Origin of the sequence: Streptococcus parasanguinis (assembly GCF_023109675.1) — a bacterium.
In the GTDB taxonomy this organism is placed as follows: domain Bacteria; phylum Bacillota; class Bacilli; order Lactobacillales; family Streptococcaceae; genus Streptococcus; species Streptococcus parasanguinis_I.
Genome location: NZ_JALDUR010000019.1, coordinates 12,496 through 32,866 on the forward strand (window position 1 = coordinate 12,496; position 20,371 = coordinate 32,866).

A 20,371-nucleotide genomic window follows, 5' to 3' on the forward strand; every position below is an offset into this window, starting at 1 on the left:
CCAAATGATTCAAAAAATAGCATAATTTCTATTATGAAGAATTATTAATCTTATATTATAGGAAAGATAGTTTTACAATATTCGAAAGAAAGGTCCTGAAGGCCTTTCTTTTTTCATTTTTACTGGCTGAGATTTTTTCTTAGTAAAATAATTTAAAATATATAATTTCCTTTATTAATTTGGTAAAATAAACGTAATTACTAATGACTGAAATGGATTATAAGTTATGCATATAGATCGAAAAATTCAATTGGGTGAATTATATAAGGAACTGAGAATTGCCAGAGGCTTAAAACAAAAGGATGTTGCTAGGAAAGGGTTAAGCATAGCACAATTGTCTAAATTTGAAAATGGGCAAACGATGTTAAGTGCTGATAAATTATTAATAGCGATAGAATCAATCCACATGACTTTTGAAGAGTTTGGCCATAAATTAAATAATTATGAATTACCTAAAGATATCATTTTAGGTAAAAAAATATCAACTTTATTTTTGAAACAAGATATTAAAGGATTAGAGTATCTATTAACTGAAGTGTTACAGAGTGAAGAAACGGATCGATATCAAAGAATTCAGTCGTTTATTATTGAAAATGCGATTCATTCATTAGATCAAAACTATGAAATAAATATAGAAGATAGAAAAGTATTGGTTGATTATCTATTTTCAATTGAATCTTGGACATGGTTTGAATTATATGTATTTGGAAATACAATGACTTTAATTTCAGATGAAGATCTATTATTTTTTGGAGAACAGCTTGCGGAAAGGACTAAAGACTATAATTTTCTTAAACACAATTTAAGTTCTTTAAAATTAACGTACATAAATTTAATTGGCGAATTGATTTTAAGAAAAATTGATACTCAAGTTCCATTGTTTATACACGAGCTAGAAAAGCTTCTTTTCCCATATGATATGCTAGAAATCATGTTGTTAAAATTTTTAAAATTAGTAAATGATTACTTAAAGTCAAAAAATTCTAAAAAGGAAATTAAGCAATTTATAGAGTCTCTTCGAGTTGTTGGTGATAGTCAACTGATTAATATTTTAGAGGTAAAATTGGACCAGTTTGGGATACATTTACATTAGACAAAAAATTAGATGTATGAGATAGGATATTTCATATTTGAAACTCTGTTAAATATTTAAAATTTAGTAGTAAACTATATTTAGATATAACAATTAAATACTTCGATATTTTGTTAATTCATATAAAAGAAAAAGTAATTCTGAAAAACTTAAAAATATTTTTTATTTGAATGAAGTTATGTCTATCAAGTTTCTACTAGAAAGGTATAGCAGATGAAAGTTTTTTTAAGAAATATTTTTTTTAGGAATCTCGTCTTGTCTAGTTTCTTCGATGATTTAGGATCAACTATTTATAATCTTGTTTTTGTAGTTTTTGCGGCAAGTATGGCGAATAGTAAATTGGCGGTTGGTGTAGCAAGTTTTATACAATATATTCCAACGATTTGTGCTCTTTTTATTGCAATGCAGGCTGACAAAACAAAGAATAAGAAATTGTGGTTGCTATTATTAGGATATATACAAGCAGTATTATTTATTATGGTTGCGTTCTTATCGAAAGAAAATTCATGGCTAGTTTTCTCGATTGTATGTTTCATTAACATCCTATCAGATTGTATTGCAGAGTACAGAAGAGGCCTAGTATTACCTATGTTTCAGTCACACATTCCCGAAGAAGACCTGATGGAAGCGTACTCTTTTGATCAAGTAATTAGTCAAATAACTTTGATTTCTGGTCAAACTTTGGGAGTTTGGTTACTAACGATTTCTCATAATAATTTCTTCTTTTTAGCTACGATAAATGCTATAAGTTTCTTATTATCATCGATGGTATTGCTTAAAATCCAAAGACAATTGACACATCCAGAAGTTAATTATTCACCAGAAAATGGGTTTATCTCACAACTTAAGAACCTTTACAAAAATAGTAAAAGTATATTTAAATATCAAGAGAAAGTACGTTTTGGTCTAATGATTTTTTCAATTTTAGGATTAAATTCGCTAGGTAGTGCTATTTTAATAATGTACAATTTAAAATTTACAGAAATAACTCCCTTTGGTTTATCTTTTGCTCAGTCGGTGTTTTTACTTCAAACAATATTATTTGTTTCAGCCCTAATTGGTGGAATGACCCCTAATGATTATTTTTCTAAGCTTTCACTTATTAAAATACTTCAAATAGATAGTGGATTATTAATTTTAATAGGAATATGTGGTTGGATAAATGGTTTGGAATTTATTTCCTTTAGTGTGTTGGCATTCATGATGTATCTTAGTAGTAAGGTAAATCCCAAATTAAATAGTCTATTAATGGCAAAACTTCCACCGGAAATTCTTGCACAAACTAGTAGTTTTTTTAAAGTTATATCAGTATTATCAATGCCATTAGCAACTATTTTGTTTACAAGTTTATCCATTTGGAACTTTCAGTTTGCTTGGAGTGCATTCTTATTATTATCTATTGTGGTATTTGTACTTTCCTTATTTTCTAATAAATCGGTTACTAGTGACTAAGATTAGTTTGCAAGATTTAAATGTTGAATAAAAAGGTACGTGTGTTTGATTTTTCTAAATTTTGAAAACAAGAGAAAACTGCTGAAAGCGTTTGAAATCATTCTTAAAATCAAGTATAATAAAACTAATAAAAGCATAGGAGAACTTGTTATGGCTGTTAAAGATTTTATGACACGTAAAGTGGTTTACATTAGTCCAGATACTACAATTGCCCATGCGGCAGATTTGATGCGCGAACAAGGTTTGCACCGTTTGCCAGTCATTGAAAATGATAAATTGGTTGGTTTGGTGACAGAAGGTACGATTGCAGAAGCAAGTCCATCTAAAGCAACAAGCTTGTCTATTTTCGAGATGAACTATCTGTTGAACAAGACCAAGGTCAAAGATGTCATGCTTCGCGATGTCATTACCGTCTCTAAATTTGCGAGCTTAGAAGATGCGACCTACCTCATGTACAAGAACAAGGTGGGAATTCTTCCAGTCGTGGACAATGACCAAGTATCCGGTGTCATCACAGACCGTGATATTTTCCGTGCTTTCCTTGAAGTATCCGGTTATGGAGAAGAAGGAGTTCGTGTTCGCTTTGTGACTGAAGATAAGGTTGGCGTTCTAGAACAAATCATTCACTTGATTGTAGAAGAGGGGTATAACATCGCCAATACAGTCAATATCCCAACCAAAGACGACCGTGTGGTTATCGAAGTTCAAATTGATGGGGTGACAGATCTAGAAGGAATCCGTACTAAATTTGAAGCCAACGGTTTGAAAGTCGATGAAATCACTCGAACAACCGCAAAAGTAATTTAATAGAAAAATCAGGCTGGATGATCATCCAGCCTGATTTTTCTATTAACGGTTAATGGGTTGTTTTTCTTTATCTAAAGTAAAACCTTCGCCGAGAATTTCATGGGCTTCAGAAATGGTGATAAAGGCGAATGGATCGATCTGATTGATGATGTCTTTCATTTGTTTCATCTCATTCCGCGAAACGACACAGTAGACAATATCCAGGTCCTTACGGCTGTAGTAGCCCATCCCGCGGATAAAGGTAATCCCGCGACCCAGATCATCAGATACCTTTTTGGCAATTTCTTCTGGTTTAGAGGTGACGATAAGGAAGCCTTTTCCAGCAAAACCACCTTCCCCAATCAAGTCAATTACAAGCGTATCGATCAGGATAAAGAAGAGAGTGTACATGGCTGTACGGACATCTTGGAAGACAATGACCACAGTTGTCAGAACAATGGCATCGACAATCAACATGAGCTTTCCCATACTGAGGGAAGTGTATTTGTTAAAGATGCGAGCGAGGATATCTGTTCCTCCAGTAGTTCCACCAGCATTGAAGATGATCCCTAGTCCTAAACCAAGCACGACCCCTGAGGCAATACAGGCAAGAAGAATATCTCCTTTAAAGGCTGTAAAAATAAAGTGGTGGTAGTGGTGGCTGAGAGGCATGGCTTCAAAGAGTGCCATCCAAGCTGAAACCGAGAAAGTCCCAAGTAAGCTCAGATAAAGAGATTTCTTGCCCAGCAGTTTCCAAGCCAGAACGAAAAGAGGGATATTGATCAGCAAGTTCATCAGGGATACGGGGACTTTTAAGAGGTAATAGGTGATCAAGGTAATCCCTGTTGCTCCTCCTTCATAGAAGTGAAAGGGAATGACCAAAAAATAGATCCCAAATGAAAAAATGCCGGCCCCCAAGATGATAGCCAGAATATCTTTAAATTTAAACATGATAGGTTGTCTCCTAAAACTTTATAAGATCATTGTAACAAAAAAGTGAAAAAATGAAAATGACTTTGAAAAATTTTCTCTCCTAAAATACAAGATTTTTACCCTTATTTTTGGTAAAATAAAAAGAAGAAAACTAGAAAGAGGATACTATGGTAAACGGTACATTAATTTCATTTGAAGGTCCAGAAGGAGCGGGGAAATCATCGGTCCTAGAAGCCGTTTTGCCTCTACTTGAAGAAAAAGGAATTCCTTTTATTACAACCCGTGAACCAGGCGGTGTAGACATTGCAGAAAAGATCCGCCAAGTCATTTTAGATCCAGACCATACGAGTATGGATGCCAAGACGGAGTTGTTGCTCTATATTGCTAGTCGCCGGCAGCATTTGGTGGAACGTGTCCTGCCAGCCCTTGCAGCTGGGAAGGTTGTCTTGATGGACCGCTTTATTGATAGCTCGGTCGCTTATCAAGGGTATGGTCGCGGTCTGAGTGTGGAAGATATCGAGTGGCTCAATCAATTTGCGACAGATGGTCTTAAACCAGATCTCACCCTTTACTTTGATTTGGATGTCGAAGAAGGGCTCGCTCGAATTGCGAAAAACCAAGAGCGGGAAGTCAATCGTTTGGATTTGGAAGGTTTGGAGCTTCACCAAAAAGTCAGACAAGGTTATTTGGCCTTGTATGAAAAGGAGCCAGAGCGTATTGTGAAAATCGATGCCAGTCAATCCTTTGAAGCAGTCTTTGCAGATGTCTTGGCTGTTTTAGAAAATCGCTTGGGGATATTGAAATGAAGCTAGAAGAGATCCAACAGCTCCAGCCGGAATTGGTGGAGCGCTTCACCCAGATCTTAGAACACAAACAGCTCAGTCATGCTTATCTTTTTACAGGCTCTTTTGCCAGTTTTGAGATGGCCCTCTTGTTAGCTCAAAGTCAATTTTGCGAAGATTTGCAGGGAGTCTGGCCTTGTGGCAACTGCCGGTCCTGCCGCTTGATTGCTGAAGAAGAATTCTCAGACGTGAAGATCGTGCGTCCGGTCAACCAGATCATTAAGACTGACCGTATTCGCTCGCTGGTTCAAGACTTTTCTCAATCAGGGTTTGAAGGAAGCCGGCAGGTCTTTATCGTCCAAGATGCGGATAAGATGCATACCAATGCGGCCAACTCTCTCTTAAAAGTCATGGAAGAACCCCAAAGTGAGATCTATCTCTTCTTGTTGACATCCGATGAAAACTTGATCTTACCGACCATCAAGAGTCGGGCCCAGCAGGTCCATTTTCCCAAAAAGCAAGCCTACCTAACCGAACTACTAGAAAAAGAAGGCTTGATTAAATCGCAGGCAAATTTAGTAGCTCGTTTTAGTTTTAGTCTCGAAGAAGCAGAGCGACAAAAAAAGAATGCTACGTTTTTTGAACTGGCAAAAGTTTGTGATCAGTTCGTCGAACGGTGTCAATCCAATTTGAATCGTGCTTATTTGGAAGTGACTCGGTTGGTGAGTTTAGCAGATGATAAGGAAAAACAAAGCCAGGCCTTTCGTTTGATGGAGTTGGCTTTAGAAGAGCAGTTGTGCTTGAGTCGCTCCCAGCAGTTGCTTGAGAAATTGAGTCTTGCTCGCAGGATGTGGAAGGCCAATGTTTCTTTTCAAAATGCTCTAGAATATATGGTTTTGAGCTTAGAAAGTTAAGGAGTCAGAATGAATAAAAAAGAATTATTTGATGCTTTAGACGGCTTTTCTCAGAATTTGTTGGTCACCTTGGCTGAAGTCGAAGCCATCAAGAAAAATTTGAAACAAGTCATCGAAGAAAATACAGCTCTTCGCTTAGAAAATGATAAATTGAGAGAGCGTTTGGGGGAAGTGGAGAAGACTTCATCCGCAAAGTCACAACACCATGGTCGTGAAAATTTGCAACGTATTTACAACGATGGTTTTCATATCTGCACTTATTCCTATGGTCAACGCCGTGAGAACGATGAAGAGTGTATGTTTTGTGACGAGTTGTTATTTAGGGAGTAAGCATGCAGATCCAACGAAGTTTTAAAGGGGAAAAGAAAACTGGGGTGCTTTACTTGGTCCCAACACCGATCGGTAACCGGGAGGATATGAGTTACCGCATGGTCCAGACCCTAAAGGATGTGGACTTGATCGCAGCTGAGGATACTAGAAATACAGGCCTCTTGCTCAAGCATTTTGAGATTGCGACACCCCAGACCAGCTTTCATGAGCACAATGCCATGGAGAAAATTCCAGATCTGATCGCCCATTTAGAATCTGGAAAAGACTTAGCGCAAGTCTCAGATGCAGGACTCCCTAGTATTTCTGACCCTGGTCATGATTTGGTCAAGGCAACGATTGAACGCGAGATTCCTGTCGTAGCTGTGCCTGGTCCTAGTGCAGGTATAACGGGTTTGATTGCCAGTGGCCTAGCCCCTCAACCTCATATTTTTTATGGATTTCTGCCTCGCAAAGAGAGGCAACAGAAGGCCTTTTTCCAAGAAAAAGTGGCCTATCCGGAGACTCAGATCTTTTATGAATCGCCTCATCGAGTGAAGGCAACCTTAGAGAATATGTTGGCTGTCTATGGGGATCGTCCTGTCGTCCTGGTTCGTGAATTAACCAAGATCTACGAGGAATATACTCGTGGCAGTATTTCTGAGTTAGTTGCATTTCTTGAAGAAAATCCTCTCAAAGGGGAGTGCCTCTTGATTGTCGAAGGATCCAAGGAAGAAGAGCTAGACCTAGAAGAGGTCGACTTGATCCAAGAGATCGATACCTTGGTCCAAGAGGGCATGAAGAAAAATCAAGCAATTAAACAGGTCGCCAAACAATACGGCCTGCAAAAGAGTGAGCTCTATGCTCGTTACCATCAAGACTAGGAAAGGTTGGAAGCAGGATGGAAATTAGAATGGCTTATCCCAATGAGATCAAGCGAATTATGGAAATCATCCAAGATGCTAAGGAAAGCCTGGCTCAAAGACAGGTCGACCAGTGGCAGGATGGCTATCCAGATGAAGAGATCATTTTTGAGGATATTCTAGAAAGTCGTGGCTATGTGGCAGTTGAAGATCAGGAAGTTGTCGCCTATGCAGCCGTTCACAAGGGAAATGAAGCGGCCTATAATGAGATTTACGATGGCAAGTGGGAGCATGATAATTATAAGTATGTCACTTTTCACCGTGTCGCTGTAGCCAAAGAAGCTGCTGGCAAAGGGGTGGCTCAGACCTTCCTTCAAGGTTTAATCGAAGGGGAAAAAGGGCCAGATTTCCGTTGCGATACGCACCCGGATAATGTGGTGATGCAGCATTTACTTGAAAAATTGGGCTACCATTATTGTGGAAAGGTCCCTATTGATGGCGTCCGCCTGGCTTATCAAAAGATCAAGCGAAAAGCAGAAACCAGTTTATTCCAAGTGGTCTCAGAAGAAGACCGCTGGGATCAAAGAGCAGAAGCGGCCTACAATGACTCTCTATCTTAAACAATTTTATGAAAGCCCTATGGGGCTTCTTTCGATCATTGTCAGTGAGGAAGGCCTTGTAGAACTTGATTTTTATGATCCGAAAGAGGAGGCGCCTGATCCCTATGGGGCGCTGGAGCAGGTCCATCCCTACCATGAGAAGGTGAAGGAGTGGTTGGATCACTATTTTGCTGGGGAGCCAATCGCTATCAGCTTTCCACTAGCACCGCAAGGGACAGCCTTTCAAGAGCGGGTGTGGCAGTTATTGCGAGAGATCCCATATGGTGAGACCAAGACCTATGGCCAGCTGGCCCAGGATCTTTCTTGCGGTTCAGCTCAAGCCGTGGGACAGGCTGTTGGACGCAATCCCTTGACGATCTTAGTCCCTTGCCACCGCGTGATGGGAAAAGATGGACAACTGACGGGCTACGCGTCTGGACTCGATCGCAAACGCTGGCTCTTACACCATGAAGGAATTACCTGGAAGGAGAAATAAAATCGATGTATACCTTTATTGAATACCCAAAATGTTCGACTTGTCGAAAGGCTAAATCAGAATTGGACGGTCTCCAATATGACTTTCAAAGCCAAAACATCGTCACAGAAACACCGACTAGCCAAGAATTGCAAGACTGGATAGCAGCGTCTGGCCTACCGATCAAGTCTTTCTTCAATACTAGCGGGATGAAATACCGTGAACTCGGTTTGAAAGATAAGGTGGATCAACTGACAGTGAAAGAAGCGGCGGATCTCCTTGCTTCAGATGGTATGCTGATCAAACGGCCTCTGCTTGTCAAAGACGGAAAAGTAGTTCAAGTTGGCTACCGAAAACCGTACGCAGACTTAGGTTTGTAAAAGAAAAGGGAGTTGGATTTTCTTCAGATCTATAATAAAAGTATGCCAGAAGCTTTCCTTAGGTGAGTACGGACGTCAGCGAACTTCTACGAAGTTCCATGACTTAGTTTTGAGCCTGAGGTCTCAAAACTCCCGAGCGCTTGAAATTTAATAGTTCAAGCGCTTTTCTCACGGCGGAAAGTTTCGGTATATTCTTTATGAAATTCATAAGTTAGAACTTATTTTGATTTCTTGACAAAATCGCGTAACCTATCTTACTTATAATTTATTTATATATATTCTAAAGGGAGTTGGGCTCCCTTTTCATTTTGCAGTGAAGATGATATAATCATACGAGTGAAATCAATGAAAGAGAGTCAAGCATGAGTATTTTAGAAGTGAAAAATTTAAGCCACGGTTTTGGGGACCGGGCGATTTTTGAGGATGTGTCTTTCCGTTTGCTAAAGGGAGAGCATATTGGTCTTGTCGGGGCCAATGGTGAGGGGAAATCGACCTTCATGAGCATCGTGACTGGTAAGATGCAACCTGACGAAGGAAAGGTGGAGTGGTCTAAGTATGTGACGGCAGGTTATCTGGACCAGCATTCGGTATTAGAAGAAGGACAAACAGTTCGCGATGTTTTACGGACAGCTTTTGATGAGTTGTTCACAGCTGAAGCTCGCATCAATGACCTCTATATGGCCATGGCGGAAGAGGGAGCCGATGTCGATGCTTTGATGGAAGAGGTTGGAGAACTCCAAGAGCGTCTAGAAAGTCGTGATTTTTATACCTTGGATGCCAAGATCGATGAAGTGGCGCGTGCTCTTGGGGTCATGGATTTTGGGATGGAGACGGATGTGACCTCCTTGTCAGGTGGGCAACGGACCAAGGTCCTCTTGGCCAAACTCTTGCTAGAAAAACCTGATATTTTGCTACTTGACGAGCCAACCAACTACTTGGATGCAGAGCACATCGATTGGCTCAAGCGCTATTTGCAAAATTATGAAAATGCCTTTGTCCTCATTTCTCACGATATTCCTTTCTTGAACGATGTGATCAACATCGTCTACCATGTGGAAAATCAGCAGTTAACCCGCTATTCAGGAGACTACTACCAATTCCTTGAAATCTATGAAATGAAGAAGTCGCAATTAGAAGCGGCTTATGAGCGTCAGCAAAAAGAGATTGCTGATTTGAAAGATTTCGTAGCCCGTAATAAGGCGCGTGTGGCTACACGGAATATGGCCATGTCTCGTCAGAAGAAGCTGGACAAGATGGAACTCATTGAGTTGCAAAGTGAGAAACCAAAGCCCTCCTTTGAATTTAAAAATGCCCGGACTCCGGGACGCTTTATCTTCCAGGCCAAGGATCTCCAGATTGGGTATGACCGTCCTTTGACCAAGCCTTTGAACCTAACGTTTGAGCGCAATCAAAAGGTAGCCATCATCGGTGCCAACGGGATCGGGAAAACCACTCTCTTGAAGAGCTTGCTGGGAATCATCCCACCTATCGCTGGAGAAGTAGAGCGTGGAGATTACCTAGAACTTGGCTACTTCGAGCAAGAGGTCGAAGGGGGCAATCGTCAGACACCGCTAGAGGCAGTTTGGAATGCCTTTCCAGCTCTCAACCAAGCAGAGGTCCGTGCAGCCCTTGCCCGCTGTGGGTTGACCACCAAGCATATCGAGAGCCAAATCCAGGTGTTATCCGGTGGAGAGCAAGCTAAGGTACGCTTCTGTCTCCTCATGAATCGTGAAAACAATGTCTTGGTACTAGACGAACCAACCAACCACTTGGATGTGGATGCTAAAGATGAATTGAAACGGGCCCTGAAAGAATACAAGGGATCGATCCTCATGGTTTGTCACGAGCCAGACTTCTATGAAGGCTGGATGGACCAAATCTGGGACTTTAATGAATTAACGTAAACACAAAAAGAGAAACTTGTCTCGCTTTTTAGAATGAAGAAATTTTGTTGTTTACATAAGGCGGTACATCTAATTCAAAAAATCTAAATGATTTTATTTTTAAATTTAGTCAAGTAATGACCGAAACATTCCGCAGTGAGAAAAGTGCCTGAAACAGATTTGTTTCAGGCACACGGAATTATTGAGACCTTAGGCTCAATAATTAGTCATGGAACTTCGCAGAAGTTCGCTGACGTCCGTACTCACCTAAGGAAAGTTTCTAAGAAAAATTTACATTTGATAGAAAAAGAGAACCTTTTGGTTCTCTTTTCATTATTTCTTGAAATTGTAGTCTTTTAAGATCTCGATTTTCTCGATCTTGATGTCTGTTTTTGGTTTGTCCTTATCATCAGTTTCGGCAGATGCAATTTTGTCGACCACATCCATGCCATCGATCACTTGGCCAAAGACAGTGTAGTTGCCACCATCAAGGGTTGGATTTCCACCATTTTTATAAGCATCGATGATCTTAGCTGGGAAACGATCAGTTGGAAGTTTACTTGAAATATCATCCTTATTTTGGTTGATATAGAATTGACTACCATTGGTATTTGGACCAGAATTGGCCATGGCAAGGGCTCCACGAAGGTTGTAAAGGTATGGAGAATACTCATTCTCAAAACCAGTACCTGAATCTTTGGATTTGTCTTTGCCCTTCCAGATAGATTCGCCACCAGTACCGTCTCCTTTAGGATCCCCAGTTTGGATCATAAAGTTGTTAATGACACGGTGGAAAAGTAAGCCATTGTAGTAGCCTTCTTTTGCATGGGTCAAGAAGTTTTCAACTGCAAGGGGCGCATATTTAGGGAAGAGCTTCACAGTGATGTCGCCTTCAGTTGTTGTGATTTTAACCTCTGCTTCGTCTTCAGCCACATCAGTTGAGAGTTGTGGGAAGACAGCATTTTCATTGGTCATGGCATCGTTAAAATCTTTGCGCAGTTGTTCTAATTTCTTTTGTTCTTCTTCAATTTTCTTTTGATCTTTTTCACTAGAGCTAGAAGTTGCTGTTTGCTCTGTCTTTTCTTTGCTTGAGCTTGAAGAGTTAGCGTCTGTCTTATTGGACGAACAAGCTGTCAAAGCCAAGCCGGAAAATAATAGTAGTGCGATTAATTTTTTCATATTCTTCCTTTCCAACATAGTTGTCTTTCTCTATTGTACCTTAATTTTGCGATACTTTCAAATCTGGACGGGATTCTCTATTTTCTGAAGTTGTTTCAAGATTGATAACATTTGATAAATCACTAATTAAGAAGGAAGTTGCATATAGATAGATAATTCGGTATGATGGAAGATAAGTTGATTTGGTGGAAAATGAACGAATTCCCTCAAAAACCGTATCATGAATAGGAGGCTACAAATTGGATTATAAAACTCTACGCAAAAACTATAGACTCTATATTAGATCTGCAGGCTTGTTAGCAATGCTTCTGATCTTTTGCATTGGATTAGTGGTCAGGGATAATCTTCTTCAGACTGCTGGCGTTTTATTGGTTATTGCATGCTTGATTTTATTCATCCAATTGCTCAAGAAAAGCTACACCAACAAGTGCAACACCTTGCTCCATGTAGACTTAGATTTAGCTTTTTGGCAGCAATACCTTCAGTTGAACAAGAATGTGAAAAAAGCTATTTCACAGATAGATATTAAGCTGACATCGGTTGCCTATTCTTTTATGATGGGAGATTTCGATACTGTCATAAAAGAAGCTAGGGAAGCACTTAGTCAGACGGATTATCCGCAGAAATATAAAAACTTTTTTGAAAGTTATCTCATGCGATCAACTGTCCTGACAGATCCTGATTTGTCTAGAGGAGAACTGGAGGGTCGGTTGAATGAATTGACTATCACAGACCCGACACTGGCTGAGAAAACAAGAAAGGTCTGTCTTGCCCTTTATGATTTAACCATTGCGCATCAAAGCAATGACTATTTCGAAGATTTAAGCAATGATTTCAAGTACCAGCAGTTGGAAATTATCTACTACCAAGCCTTGAATGCCACTCTTAAAGGTGATCAGCACAGAGCCAATGATCTCTTTCACAAGTTAGTTTCAGAAGATGAATCACTTTATATTGTTCGAAAGGCTAAACAATACTTGAAGGATGAAGGCAATCATCTGTAAATTCTCCAATCGAAATAGAGATTAAATGAAAGAACCTGAAAAACATAAGGAGTTGTTGGAAGATAAAAATGAAGAAATCAATCTTTAATGCCAATTTTTATGAGAGCCGTCGTTTGCGTCATGATGGCTTTATCGATTATATGGTCAAGGACACAAATAGTCGAAAAATCTACACAAAGCCATTTAGTATTGCGAGAAAACTATTCTCATTTATGGGGATTTTGTTCCTGTTTGGACTATCAGCAATAACCGATTCAAATATTGCCCATCCACAGAATGGCATGACTGTGAAAACTTGGGGCATCAATTTTTTGCCATTCTGGTTATTTTTCTTGTGCGGTTTTTTGTGGTATGCCATAAGTAAAGTCAATTGTAGAAAACAATACATTGCAAAAGTTCCATATGTTAGCATTCTAAATGGAAACTTGTATATAATATGGATGATATTGTTTGTTAATTTATTCTTTATTAGTGGTTTTGGGAGAACTTTAACCATTCCTGGTTTACTTGTAATTTATTCTCTAATTGGAATCATTGATGGGATGATTATTCGAAAAAGAATATCTTCAATTCGAACTCGATTATATGAAAAACAAACTGATAATGGTTCTCAATCTAAACAAATTCAATTAGTTACAGGATTTGCTGGAGGAATTGTTGCAATTTGGATGGTTTTAAAATTCTTTTTTCCACAAATCGGAGAAGTTAGAACCGATATTATAGGTGTAGTATCAGTGATTGGTATGATATTTCTAATGAATGTGATATTTTTGGGTATGTATTTTATATTACTTTTGCCCCATTCACTATATGGTTACTATCGAAATAAATATTCAGAAGAATATCGAGAGTTCGAAGGAAAATCACTGGAAGAGTGGTATGGTAAGAAGTACCTGAAAAAACACAAGGAGTTGTTGGAAGATAAGAATGAAGAAATCGATCTTTAAAGCCAGTTTTGAAGAAAGTCTCAATCTCGAAGACGATGGGTTTGTAAAGTTACAGCAAGAGCAACATGATAAGACAGCGAAATTTTTTAAGAATGGGCATGCTTCTCTTTGGTTTCGAATTCGAAGTTTTATTTTATCCCTTATTTTTCCTGTCGGTTTTAACTTCTTTCTGTTGATTGTATCAATGGAATTTCATGAAAGCAAGACGTTAACTCTTCCAATAGCTAAGCATGAATCCTTAACAGTAAATGTATTTTTAATCTTGGTTCTCATTTGGCTTTCTTTCGTTGTGATTGGAAAGTGGGTGAAACGAGCTTACCTGTTACCATATCGCTATCAGTTTCACGTTTTTACATTTTTGGTTTGGTTCATATTGGAAATAGATCTAGTTGTTTTTGACATTTTATTGGCCAATCTATCCACTGCAGAAATCATTGCCATTTATGGAATCATGATGATAGCAACTTACATGCTGTTTACAATTGCGTTAGCAGGATTAAGAAAACTTATGTATGCAGAGGCTTCGGAAGATACTTTCCTTAATAAGATCGCAAAAATGATTTCTCTTTATGGGATGGCTATTTTAGGAATAGGGATCATTATCAAGCATATTTTGGGAATCTTTTCATTAGATGTTTCAACTTCCATCAAGGCATTTGGCTTTTTATTGCTGTGGATCTTTTGTAATATAGTAGTGCTTGCTGTCAGTGCTTTTATAGGCTTACCATACTTCCTTCAAGCATATTACAAATGGAAATTTCCTGAAGAATACCGTGAATGGGAAGGCAAGTCTGTAGAAGAATGGTATGGGAAACAATACCTGAAAAAACACAAGGAGTTATTGGAGAATGAATAAGAATTTTAACCAGATGTCATTTGATGAATTGAAATGCTACCGTAGGGAAGGTCTATGGAGATCTTTGGGCTTATTACTGGTCATTACTTTAGTGATTACGGGAATGGTCTTGATGGAAGTGAACCATGTTTCTCCGTCCAATCAGAATCGTTTTCGGGTGATTGGGTTGACAACGGTCATTGCGCTCTTTGGCTACCTGAAGCCTCTGATGGCGGTAAATCGTGTCATGCGAGACCATCCGGATTGGATTAAGAAATCAGGTTTCGGAGCAAAAATTCCCTTGCCTATGGCTTGGCATGTCAAAAGACTTTGCGTCCTTGGAGCGAGTCTACTGGTGATTGGAGTAGGATTTACCTCACTATATAAACCACAAGTCCAACAAACAAATGTACAAGATCAAATCGATATCATTCAAATGGATCATGACTTGGAAAGAGAGCAAAAATTCAACCAAGTTCTAGATACCATCACACCGGAGGATAAAAAATCTGAGTAAGAACCATTTTGGAATTTGAACATCATTGAATATCGTTCTAAACAGCTCTAAAGAACAGTGCCCACTCGGTGCTGTTTTTCTGCTTTCTGCTACAAATTTGTGAAAGTGATTTTACTAGAGAACTAGCTTGGAAATGTGATATAATAAAAGTTATGGCAAACAATAATCAATCAAAAAAAACACGGTCGACAAGACGACTGTCCAAAGCAGAATTAGAAAGAAAAAAAGCAATTCATCGCATGATTGCGACCATTCTGATTAGTCTGGTTTTAGTCTTTGCAGCCTTGAAATTGGGAGCAGTAGGAGTCTTGGCCTACAACTTGATCCGACTATTTGTTGGAAGTTTGGCCTATTTGGCTATTTTAGCGACCTTTTTCTACCTCTACGCCTTTAAATGGCTGGACAAACACGAAGGGGTGATCTCAGGCTTCCTAAGCTTCTTTGCTGGGCTTCTCTTGATGTTTCAGGCCTTCTTTGTATCCTCCCTTCATTTAGACAATAATGGGATCAAGGTCACCTTTTCAAGAATCATGGCAGACCTGATTCATCTGCGGGTGGAGAGCTTTGCCGGTGGTGGTATGATCGGTACACTTCTTTATGCTCCGATTTCCTTCCTCTTTTCAAATATTGGCTCTTATTTTATTGGCCTTCTCTTTATTGGATTGGGGATTCTCTTGATGAGTCCTTACTCCATCTATGATTTGTTTGAAAAAGGATCGGAAGCCTTCCACGCTTCTATGGAAAAACGCAAAGAACGTCGCGAGCAGAAATTCCTTGAAAAAGAAGCGAGAGCTGCTGAGGAAGCTGCTGCAGCTGAACGAGAGCAAGAAGAAGCAAGTGCAGTTCTTCCAACTCCCCTTTCAATGGAAGGGCATCCTGTAGACCCTGAAACGGGAGAGGTGTTGGAGGAAGAGCCGTTCACAGAGCCCTTCCCAGAAGCCGAAATTGTCGCACCAGCAACACCAGAGATTTACCTGCCAGATCAAGAATGGCCTGAAGAGCCCGAAGCATACGAAGAGTTTCCGGAAGCCGAAGAATTCGAGGACGATGGGGAAGAAGTTCAAGTGGATTTCACACCTAAGGAACTCCTCCAGTACAAGCTTCCAACCATTGATCTCTTCGCACCTGATAAGCCGAAAAATCAATCCAAAGAGAAAAACATCGTTCGTCAGAATATCCGCATTTTGGAAGAGACCTTTGCAAGCTTTAACATCAAGGCGACAGTGGAGCGGGCAGAAATCGGACCCTCTGTCACCAAATATGAAGTCAAGCCGGCTGTCGGTGTGCGGGTCAACCGCATCTCCAACCTAGCAGATGATTTGGCCTTAGCCCTAGCAGCCAAGGATGTGCGGATTGAAGCGCCGATTCCAGGGAAGTCTCTGGTCGGGATTGAGGTGCCCAACTCAGAGATTGCGACCGTTTCCTTCCGTGAATTGTGGGAGCAGTCCAAAACAGACCCAGCTAAACTCCTTGAGATTCCTCTTGGGAAGGCTGTAGATGGCTCGGCACGAACCTTTGATTTGGCTCGGATGCCCCACCTCTTGGTAGCGGGGTCTACTGGATCTGGTAAGTCAGTAGCGGTCAATGGGATTATTTCGAGTATCTTGATGAAGGCTCGTCCGGACGAAGTCAAGTTTATGATGGTCGATCCAAAGATGGTGGAGCTTTCTGTCTACAATGATATTCCTCACCTCTTGATCCCAGTGGTGACCAATCCACGCAAGGCCAGTCGGGCCCTGCAAAAAGTTGTCGATGAGATGGAAAATCGCTATGAGCTCTTTTCGAAAGTGGGTGCTCGTAATATTGCTGGCTTTAATGCCAAGGTTGCTGAGTACAATGCCCAGTCTGAGATGAAGCAAGTGCCCCTTCCATTGATCGTGGTCATTGTCGACGAGTTGGCAGATTTGATGATGGTCGCAAGTAAAGAAGTGGAAGATGCTATTATTCGCCTTGGACAAAAGGCACGTGCAGCGGGGATCCACATGATTCTCGCGACCCAACGGCCATCGGTTGATGTTATCTCAGGTTTGATCAAGGCCAATGTGCCTTCCCGTGTCGCTTTTGCGGTATCATCTGGAACCGACTCACGGACCATCTTGGATGAAAATGGCGCAGAGAAATTGCTCGGTCGTGGGGACATGCTCTTTAAACCGATCGATGAAAATCATCCAATCCGTCTACAAGGATCCTTTATCTCAGATGACGATGTGGAGCGGATTGTCAACTTTGTCAAAGAGCAGGCAGAAGCTGATTATGATGATGCCTTTGATCCAGGTGAAGTATCGGAGTCAGACTTTGACGGAGGCATGGGTGGCTCGGACGAGGGTGATCCTCTCTTTGAAGAGGCCAAAGCGCTCGTCATCGAGACCCAAAAAGCCAGTGCTTCGATGATCCAGCGCCGCTTATCGGTTGGTTTTAATCGGGCGACTCGCCTCATGGAAGAGTTGGAAGCAGCGGGTGTGATTGGACCAGCTGAAGGGACCAAGCCTCGAAAAGTATTGCAACAATCATAAGGATAGGGAAAAAGGGCATATGCCCCACTCCCTTTTCTTTTTATAGAAAATAGAAAGTAGGACCAGATGAAGTTAGACACGATTCATCATATTGCCATCATTGGACGGGATCGCGACGTCATGTTGCACTTTTATGTGGACCAGTTGGGCTTTGCGATTGTCAGTGAGTATGACCGTCCCGAACGCGGAGATATCTTGATCAATCTCCACCAGGGGGAGCTGACTTTAGAACTCTTTATCAAACCGACGGCCCCAGAACGGCCTAAGCTCCCCTTGCCCGAGCATGCGGGACTGCGTCATCTGGCCTTTAAAGTGGACGATGTAGAGACCTATCTAGCTAGATTGGATCAGCTAGGTATTGAGAATACAGGCCTTCGCTATGACGACTTTGATGGCAAGAAGATGGCATTTTTCTTCGATCCAGAAGGATTGCCCTTGGAAATACATGAGTGAGGAAAGCAATGGTTAGATTAGAAGGACTCAGTCAGGAAGAAGTAGCGAAAAAGATCCAAGAGGGCAAGCAAAATAAGGTCACGATTAAGACAGAAAAAAGTATTGGGCAGATCATTCGAGATAATGTCTTTACCTACTTTAATCTGATTTTCCTGGTCTTAGCGTTCTTGCTGGTTGCAGTGAAGTCTTGGAACAATCTCTTGTTTGTCCCGATTGTCGTGGTCAACTCCTTGGTTGGAATTGTGCAGGAAGTCCGCTCTCGACGGATCTTGCGTCAGATGCAATTTCTACACATGAGTGAGGCGGTCGTTTTTCGTGAAGGAAAAGAAGTTGCCCTACCTATCGATCAGCTGGTGGAGAGCGATCTGGTTCGTTTTCAAGCTGGAGATCAGATCTATGCGGATGGGGTCTTGCTGGAGGGCGAGCTAAAAGTCGATGAGTCGCAATTGACCGGTGAAGCCGATGAGGTCAAAAAAGGAGCACAAGACGCACTCATGTCAGGAAGTTTTGTGATCGCTGGTCAAGGTTTAGCGAGACTGGAAAAAGTTGGGAACGACTCCTACATCAACCAATTGAGCCTGGAAGCCAAGCAGGTCAAGTCTTATGAGGAATCCGATATGGTCCATGCGGTCAACCGAATCGTGGGGATCATTGGTCTCCTTATCATTCCGCTAGGCTCGCTCCTTTTTCTTCGTAGCTATATCAGCCTAGGCGATAGCCTCAAGCTCAGTGTGACTTCAACAGTCGGGGCCTTGATCGGGATGATTCCAGAAGGCTTGTATCTCTTGATGACCTTGGCACTGGCTCTGGGGGCTGTCAGATTAGCCAAGGAAAAGGTTCTGCTCAATAGCATGAAGGGGATTGAGACCTTATCGCGCGTGGATGTCCTTTGTGTCGATAAGACAGGGACTATTACAGAGCCAGGTATGGAAGTGACAGAGATTCGTCCAGTTAAAGACGCTCAAGACTTGGAAGCTCTAGCTCAGTATGTAGAGGCTAGTATGGATCAAAACGATACCATGGATGCCATCCGAAAATTTCACAAGACACCAGTAAGCCAGCCATGGAAGGCTCTCGACATTCAGCCCTTTACGTCCAAGAAAAAATATGGGGCCATTGCCTTTGAATCTGGGATCTATGTATTAGGGGCACCAGAATTTGTTTTACGAGAGGGCTTCTCTGAGCTTGAACAAGAGATAGCTCCTGCTACGCAGGCGGGTAATCGGGTCTTGGCCTTTGGGAAATATAAGGGAGAACACCTGGGAGAGACTTTAAAGGCTCCTGTAGACTTGGTGGCCTGGATCATTCTCTCCAATCCGTTGAGAAAAAATGCCAAAGAAACCTTCGCCTACTTTAAAGAACAAGGAGTGACCATTAAGGTCATTTCAGGAGACAACCCAGCAACGGTCTCAGCTATTGCACAAAAAGCAGGCATTGAAGGAGCAGAGGATCTAATTGATACCAGAACCTTACTGACGGAAGAAGACTTGCACCAGGCGGCGAGCCAATATACGGTCTTTGGACGAGTGACACCAGAGCAAAAGAAAAGCCTTGTAGAAGGCTTGCAGGCAAAGGGGCATAAAGTAGCCATGACCGGAGATGGCGTCAACGATATTCTGGCCCTCAAAACAGCGGATTGTAGTATTGCGATGGAATCTGGAAATGATGCGACCAAAAAGATTGCGCAAGTGGTCTTGCTAGATTCCGACTTTGGAAAGATGCCGTCCATCGTGGCAGAAGGGCGTCGGGTGGTCAATAATATTCAGCGATCAGCCAGTCTCTTTTTGATCAAGAATATCTTTTCTATTTTGTTGGCCATCTCAGTGACGCTCTTAGCCTTTACCTATCCCATCATGCCGTCGCAGATGTCTTTGATCAGTGGTTTTACGATTGGGATTCCAGGATTCTTCCTAGCGCTTGAGCCCAATAGCGAGCGCATCAAAGGGCGCTTTATCGAAACGGTCTTTAAAAATGCGCTACCTGCTGCCTTGACGGATTTTATACTGATCTTTAGTTTGGTGTTGCTCTCTTCAGCATTTGGCATGAGGTCGGAAGAACTCTCGAGTGCAGCCATCTGCTTGATGGCCTTCGTTGGTTTTATCATCATCTACCAGGAATCCCAGCCTCTCAATCACTACAAGAGACTGGTTCTTCTAGGGAATATCCTAGCCTTCCTGGTTTCAAGTAGTATCCTAGGGAAATTCTTCAACATGAGCCCCTTGAGGATCCAAACACTGGTCCTCTGTGCCATCATGGCAGTTCTTGCTCTCATCTTGATTCAAGTTTTCAAGAAGTTGGTGGGCTGGTTCTTTCATCGGAAGAAATAAAAAAAAGAGAGTGGGACAGAAATCGGTAATTCGTTAGAATTCGATTTCGTCGCCCCACCTCCGCACAGTTGAGTAGGGCTGTAAAAGCTGATGAAATCAGCGTAGTAGAGCCCACTCAACCACTGCGTCT

The 20,371-nt window shown here is 41.2% G+C and carries 20 protein-coding genes; 18 read left to right on the forward strand and 2 right to left on the reverse strand.

What is annotated here, in order from left to right:
• The first annotated feature begins 226 nt into the window (after window positions 1-226).
• The 3 genes from M1G14_RS10105 (at window position 227) to M1G14_RS10115 (ending at window position 3,352) form a co-directional block, all read left to right on the forward strand.
• Entirely contained in the window at window positions 227-1,093 is an 867-nt protein-coding gene (locus M1G14_RS10105) for an Rgg/GadR/MutR family transcriptional regulator (RefSeq protein WP_049486277.1), read from the forward strand.
• Between the two features lie 213 nt (window positions 1,094-1,306).
• A complete protein-coding gene (locus tag M1G14_RS10110; RefSeq protein WP_049523259.1) occupies window positions 1,307-2,545 on the forward strand; it encodes an MFS transporter in 1,239 nt (412 codons plus the stop codon).
• Window positions 2,546-2,695: 150 nt separating this feature from the next.
• The gene (locus M1G14_RS10115; protein WP_049523258.1) at window positions 2,696-3,352 is read left to right on the forward strand and encodes a CBS domain-containing protein; all 657 of its coding nucleotides are present in this window, start codon (window positions 2,696-2,698) and stop codon (window positions 3,350-3,352) included.
• 42 nt (window positions 3,353-3,394) lie between these two features.
• Here M1G14_RS10115 and M1G14_RS10120 read toward each other — a convergent pair whose 3' ends face one another.
• Window positions 3,395-4,282, reverse strand: a complete 888-nt coding sequence (locus M1G14_RS10120; RefSeq protein WP_049506477.1) for a YitT family protein — start codon at window positions 4,280-4,282, stop codon at window positions 3,395-3,397.
• Between the two features lie 149 nt (window positions 4,283-4,431).
• On the opposite strand from M1G14_RS10120, the gene tmk reads away from it, so the two are divergent.
• The 8 genes from tmk to M1G14_RS10160 all read left to right on the forward strand — a co-directional run bounded on the left by tmk (window position 4,432) and on the right by M1G14_RS10160 (window position 10,487).
• Complete coding sequence (gene tmk, locus M1G14_RS10125) at window positions 4,432-5,070, forward strand: dTMP kinase (protein WP_003004942.1); 639 nt, start codon at window positions 4,432-4,434, stop codon at window positions 5,068-5,070.
• Window positions 5,067-5,960 (forward strand): DNA polymerase III subunit delta', encoded by an 894-nt coding sequence (locus M1G14_RS10130; protein WP_049523256.1) that lies wholly within the window; start codon window positions 5,067-5,069, stop codon window positions 5,958-5,960. Before tmk ends, M1G14_RS10130 begins: the two co-directional genes overlap by 4 nt.
• Window positions 5,961-5,969: 9 nt before the next feature.
• Window positions 5,970-6,290: a DNA replication initiation control protein YabA gene (gene yabA, locus M1G14_RS10135; protein ID WP_003005416.1), complete on the forward strand. Its 321-nt coding sequence runs from the start codon at window positions 5,970-5,972 to the stop codon at window positions 6,288-6,290.
• Window positions 6,291-6,292: 2 nt separating this feature from the next.
• On the forward strand, window positions 6,293-7,150 hold the full coding sequence (rsmI, locus tag M1G14_RS10140) for a 16S rRNA (cytidine(1402)-2'-O)-methyltransferase (protein ID WP_247926571.1): 858 nt from the start codon (window positions 6,293-6,295) through the stop codon (window positions 7,148-7,150).
• Window positions 7,151-7,167: 17 nt separating this feature from the next.
• Window positions 7,168-7,749, forward strand: coding sequence for a GNAT family N-acetyltransferase (locus M1G14_RS10145; RefSeq protein ID WP_049523252.1), 582 nt, complete (start codon window positions 7,168-7,170; stop codon window positions 7,747-7,749).
• Entirely contained in the window at window positions 7,733-8,224 is a 492-nt protein-coding gene (locus tag M1G14_RS10150; protein ID WP_049523250.1) for a methylated-DNA--[protein]-cysteine S-methyltransferase, read from the forward strand. The genes M1G14_RS10145 and M1G14_RS10150 overlap by 17 nt, the downstream gene beginning before the upstream one ends.
• A 5-nt stretch (window positions 8,225-8,229) precedes the next feature.
• The gene (locus M1G14_RS10155) at window positions 8,230-8,583 is read left to right on the forward strand and encodes an arsenate reductase family protein (RefSeq protein ID WP_049523248.1); all 354 of its coding nucleotides are present in this window, start codon (window positions 8,230-8,232) and stop codon (window positions 8,581-8,583) included.
• A gap of 362 nt (window positions 8,584-8,945) precedes the next feature.
• Window positions 8,946-10,487, forward strand: coding sequence for an ABC-F family ATP-binding cassette domain-containing protein (locus M1G14_RS10160; protein ID WP_049522643.1), 1,542 nt, complete (start codon window positions 8,946-8,948; stop codon window positions 10,485-10,487).
• Between the two features lie 312 nt (window positions 10,488-10,799).
• Here the strand turns inward: M1G14_RS10160 and M1G14_RS10165 are convergent, their stop codons facing one another.
• Window positions 10,800-11,645, reverse strand: a complete 846-nt coding sequence (locus M1G14_RS10165) for a peptidylprolyl isomerase (protein ID WP_024054832.1) — start codon at window positions 11,643-11,645, stop codon at window positions 10,800-10,802.
• A 239-nt stretch (window positions 11,646-11,884) separates the two neighbouring features.
• On the opposite strand from M1G14_RS10165, the gene M1G14_RS10170 reads away from it, so the two are divergent.
• The 7 genes from M1G14_RS10170 (at window position 11,885) to M1G14_RS10200 (ending at window position 20,241) form a co-directional block, all read left to right on the forward strand.
• A complete protein-coding gene (locus M1G14_RS10170; RefSeq protein ID WP_049522642.1) occupies window positions 11,885-12,649 on the forward strand; it encodes a hypothetical protein in 765 nt (254 codons plus the stop codon).
• Between the two features lie 68 nt (window positions 12,650-12,717).
• Window positions 12,718-13,596 (forward strand): hypothetical protein, encoded by an 879-nt coding sequence (locus tag M1G14_RS10175; RefSeq protein ID WP_049522641.1) that lies wholly within the window; start codon window positions 12,718-12,720, stop codon window positions 13,594-13,596.
• Complete coding sequence (locus tag M1G14_RS10180; RefSeq protein ID WP_049522640.1) at window positions 13,577-14,452, forward strand: hypothetical protein; 876 nt, start codon at window positions 13,577-13,579, stop codon at window positions 14,450-14,452. Before M1G14_RS10175 ends, M1G14_RS10180 begins: the two co-directional genes overlap by 20 nt.
• Window positions 14,445-14,948, forward strand: coding sequence for a hypothetical protein (locus M1G14_RS10185; RefSeq protein ID WP_247926572.1), 504 nt, complete (start codon window positions 14,445-14,447; stop codon window positions 14,946-14,948). Before M1G14_RS10180 ends, M1G14_RS10185 begins: the two co-directional genes overlap by 8 nt.
• Before the next feature lie 152 nt (window positions 14,949-15,100).
• A complete protein-coding gene (locus M1G14_RS10190; RefSeq protein WP_247926573.1) occupies window positions 15,101-17,461 on the forward strand; it encodes a DNA translocase FtsK in 2,361 nt (786 codons plus the stop codon).
• A gap of 66 nt (window positions 17,462-17,527) precedes the next feature.
• The gene (gene gloA2, locus M1G14_RS10195) at window positions 17,528-17,914 is read left to right on the forward strand and encodes an SMU1112c/YaeR family gloxylase I-like metalloprotein (protein ID WP_247926574.1); all 387 of its coding nucleotides are present in this window, start codon (window positions 17,528-17,530) and stop codon (window positions 17,912-17,914) included.
• An 8-nt stretch (window positions 17,915-17,922) separates the two neighbouring features.
• Entirely contained in the window at window positions 17,923-20,241 is a 2,319-nt protein-coding gene (locus M1G14_RS10200) for an HAD-IC family P-type ATPase (RefSeq protein ID WP_247926575.1), read from the forward strand.
• The last annotated feature ends 130 nt before the right edge of the window (window positions 20,242-20,371 follow it).

Excerpts from the sequence above, each read along its gene's own strand:
- M1G14_RS10160 (WP_049522643.1), top strand. The coding sequence starts at position 8,946 with ATGAGTATTTTAGAAGTGAAAAATTTAAGCCACGGTTTTGGGGACCGG.
- M1G14_RS10185 (WP_247926572.1), top strand. The coding sequence starts at position 14,445 with ATGAATAAGAATTTTAACCAGATGTCATTTGATGAATTGAAATGCTAC.
- M1G14_RS10190 (WP_247926573.1), top strand. The coding sequence starts at position 15,101 with ATGGCAAACAATAATCAATCAAAAAAAACACGGTCGACAAGACGACTG.
- M1G14_RS10165 (WP_024054832.1), bottom strand. The coding sequence starts at position 11,645 with ATGAAAAAATTAATCGCACTACTATTATTTTCCGGCTTGGCTTTGACA.
- M1G14_RS10120 (WP_049506477.1), bottom strand. The coding sequence starts at position 4,282 with ATGTTTAAATTTAAAGATATTCTGGCTATCATCTTGGGGGCCGGCATT.
- M1G14_RS10130 (WP_049523256.1), top strand. The coding sequence starts at position 5,067 with ATGAAGCTAGAAGAGATCCAACAGCTCCAGCCGGAATTGGTGGAGCGC.
- M1G14_RS10145 (WP_049523252.1), top strand. The coding sequence starts at position 7,168 with ATGGAAATTAGAATGGCTTATCCCAATGAGATCAAGCGAATTATGGAA.
- M1G14_RS10105 (WP_049486277.1), top strand. The coding sequence starts at position 227 with ATGCATATAGATCGAAAAATTCAATTGGGTGAATTATATAAGGAACTG.
- M1G14_RS10110 (WP_049523259.1), top strand. The coding sequence starts at position 1,307 with ATGAAAGTTTTTTTAAGAAATATTTTTTTTAGGAATCTCGTCTTGTCT.
- M1G14_RS10115 (WP_049523258.1), top strand. The coding sequence starts at position 2,696 with ATGGCTGTTAAAGATTTTATGACACGTAAAGTGGTTTACATTAGTCCA.
- rsmI (WP_247926571.1), top strand. The coding sequence starts at position 6,293 with ATGCAGATCCAACGAAGTTTTAAAGGGGAAAAGAAAACTGGGGTGCTT.
- gloA2 (WP_247926574.1), top strand. The coding sequence starts at position 17,528 with ATGAAGTTAGACACGATTCATCATATTGCCATCATTGGACGGGATCGC.
- M1G14_RS10175 (WP_049522641.1), top strand. The coding sequence starts at position 12,718 with ATGAAGAAATCAATCTTTAATGCCAATTTTTATGAGAGCCGTCGTTTG.
- yabA (WP_003005416.1), top strand. The coding sequence starts at position 5,970 with ATGAATAAAAAAGAATTATTTGATGCTTTAGACGGCTTTTCTCAGAAT.
- M1G14_RS10155 (WP_049523248.1), top strand. The coding sequence starts at position 8,230 with ATGTATACCTTTATTGAATACCCAAAATGTTCGACTTGTCGAAAGGCT.
- M1G14_RS10180 (WP_049522640.1), top strand. The coding sequence starts at position 13,577 with ATGAAGAAATCGATCTTTAAAGCCAGTTTTGAAGAAAGTCTCAATCTC.
- M1G14_RS10200 (WP_247926575.1), top strand. The coding sequence starts at position 17,923 with ATGGTTAGATTAGAAGGACTCAGTCAGGAAGAAGTAGCGAAAAAGATC.
- M1G14_RS10150 (WP_049523250.1), top strand. The coding sequence starts at position 7,733 with ATGACTCTCTATCTTAAACAATTTTATGAAAGCCCTATGGGGCTTCTT.
- tmk (WP_003004942.1), top strand. The coding sequence starts at position 4,432 with ATGGTAAACGGTACATTAATTTCATTTGAAGGTCCAGAAGGAGCGGGG.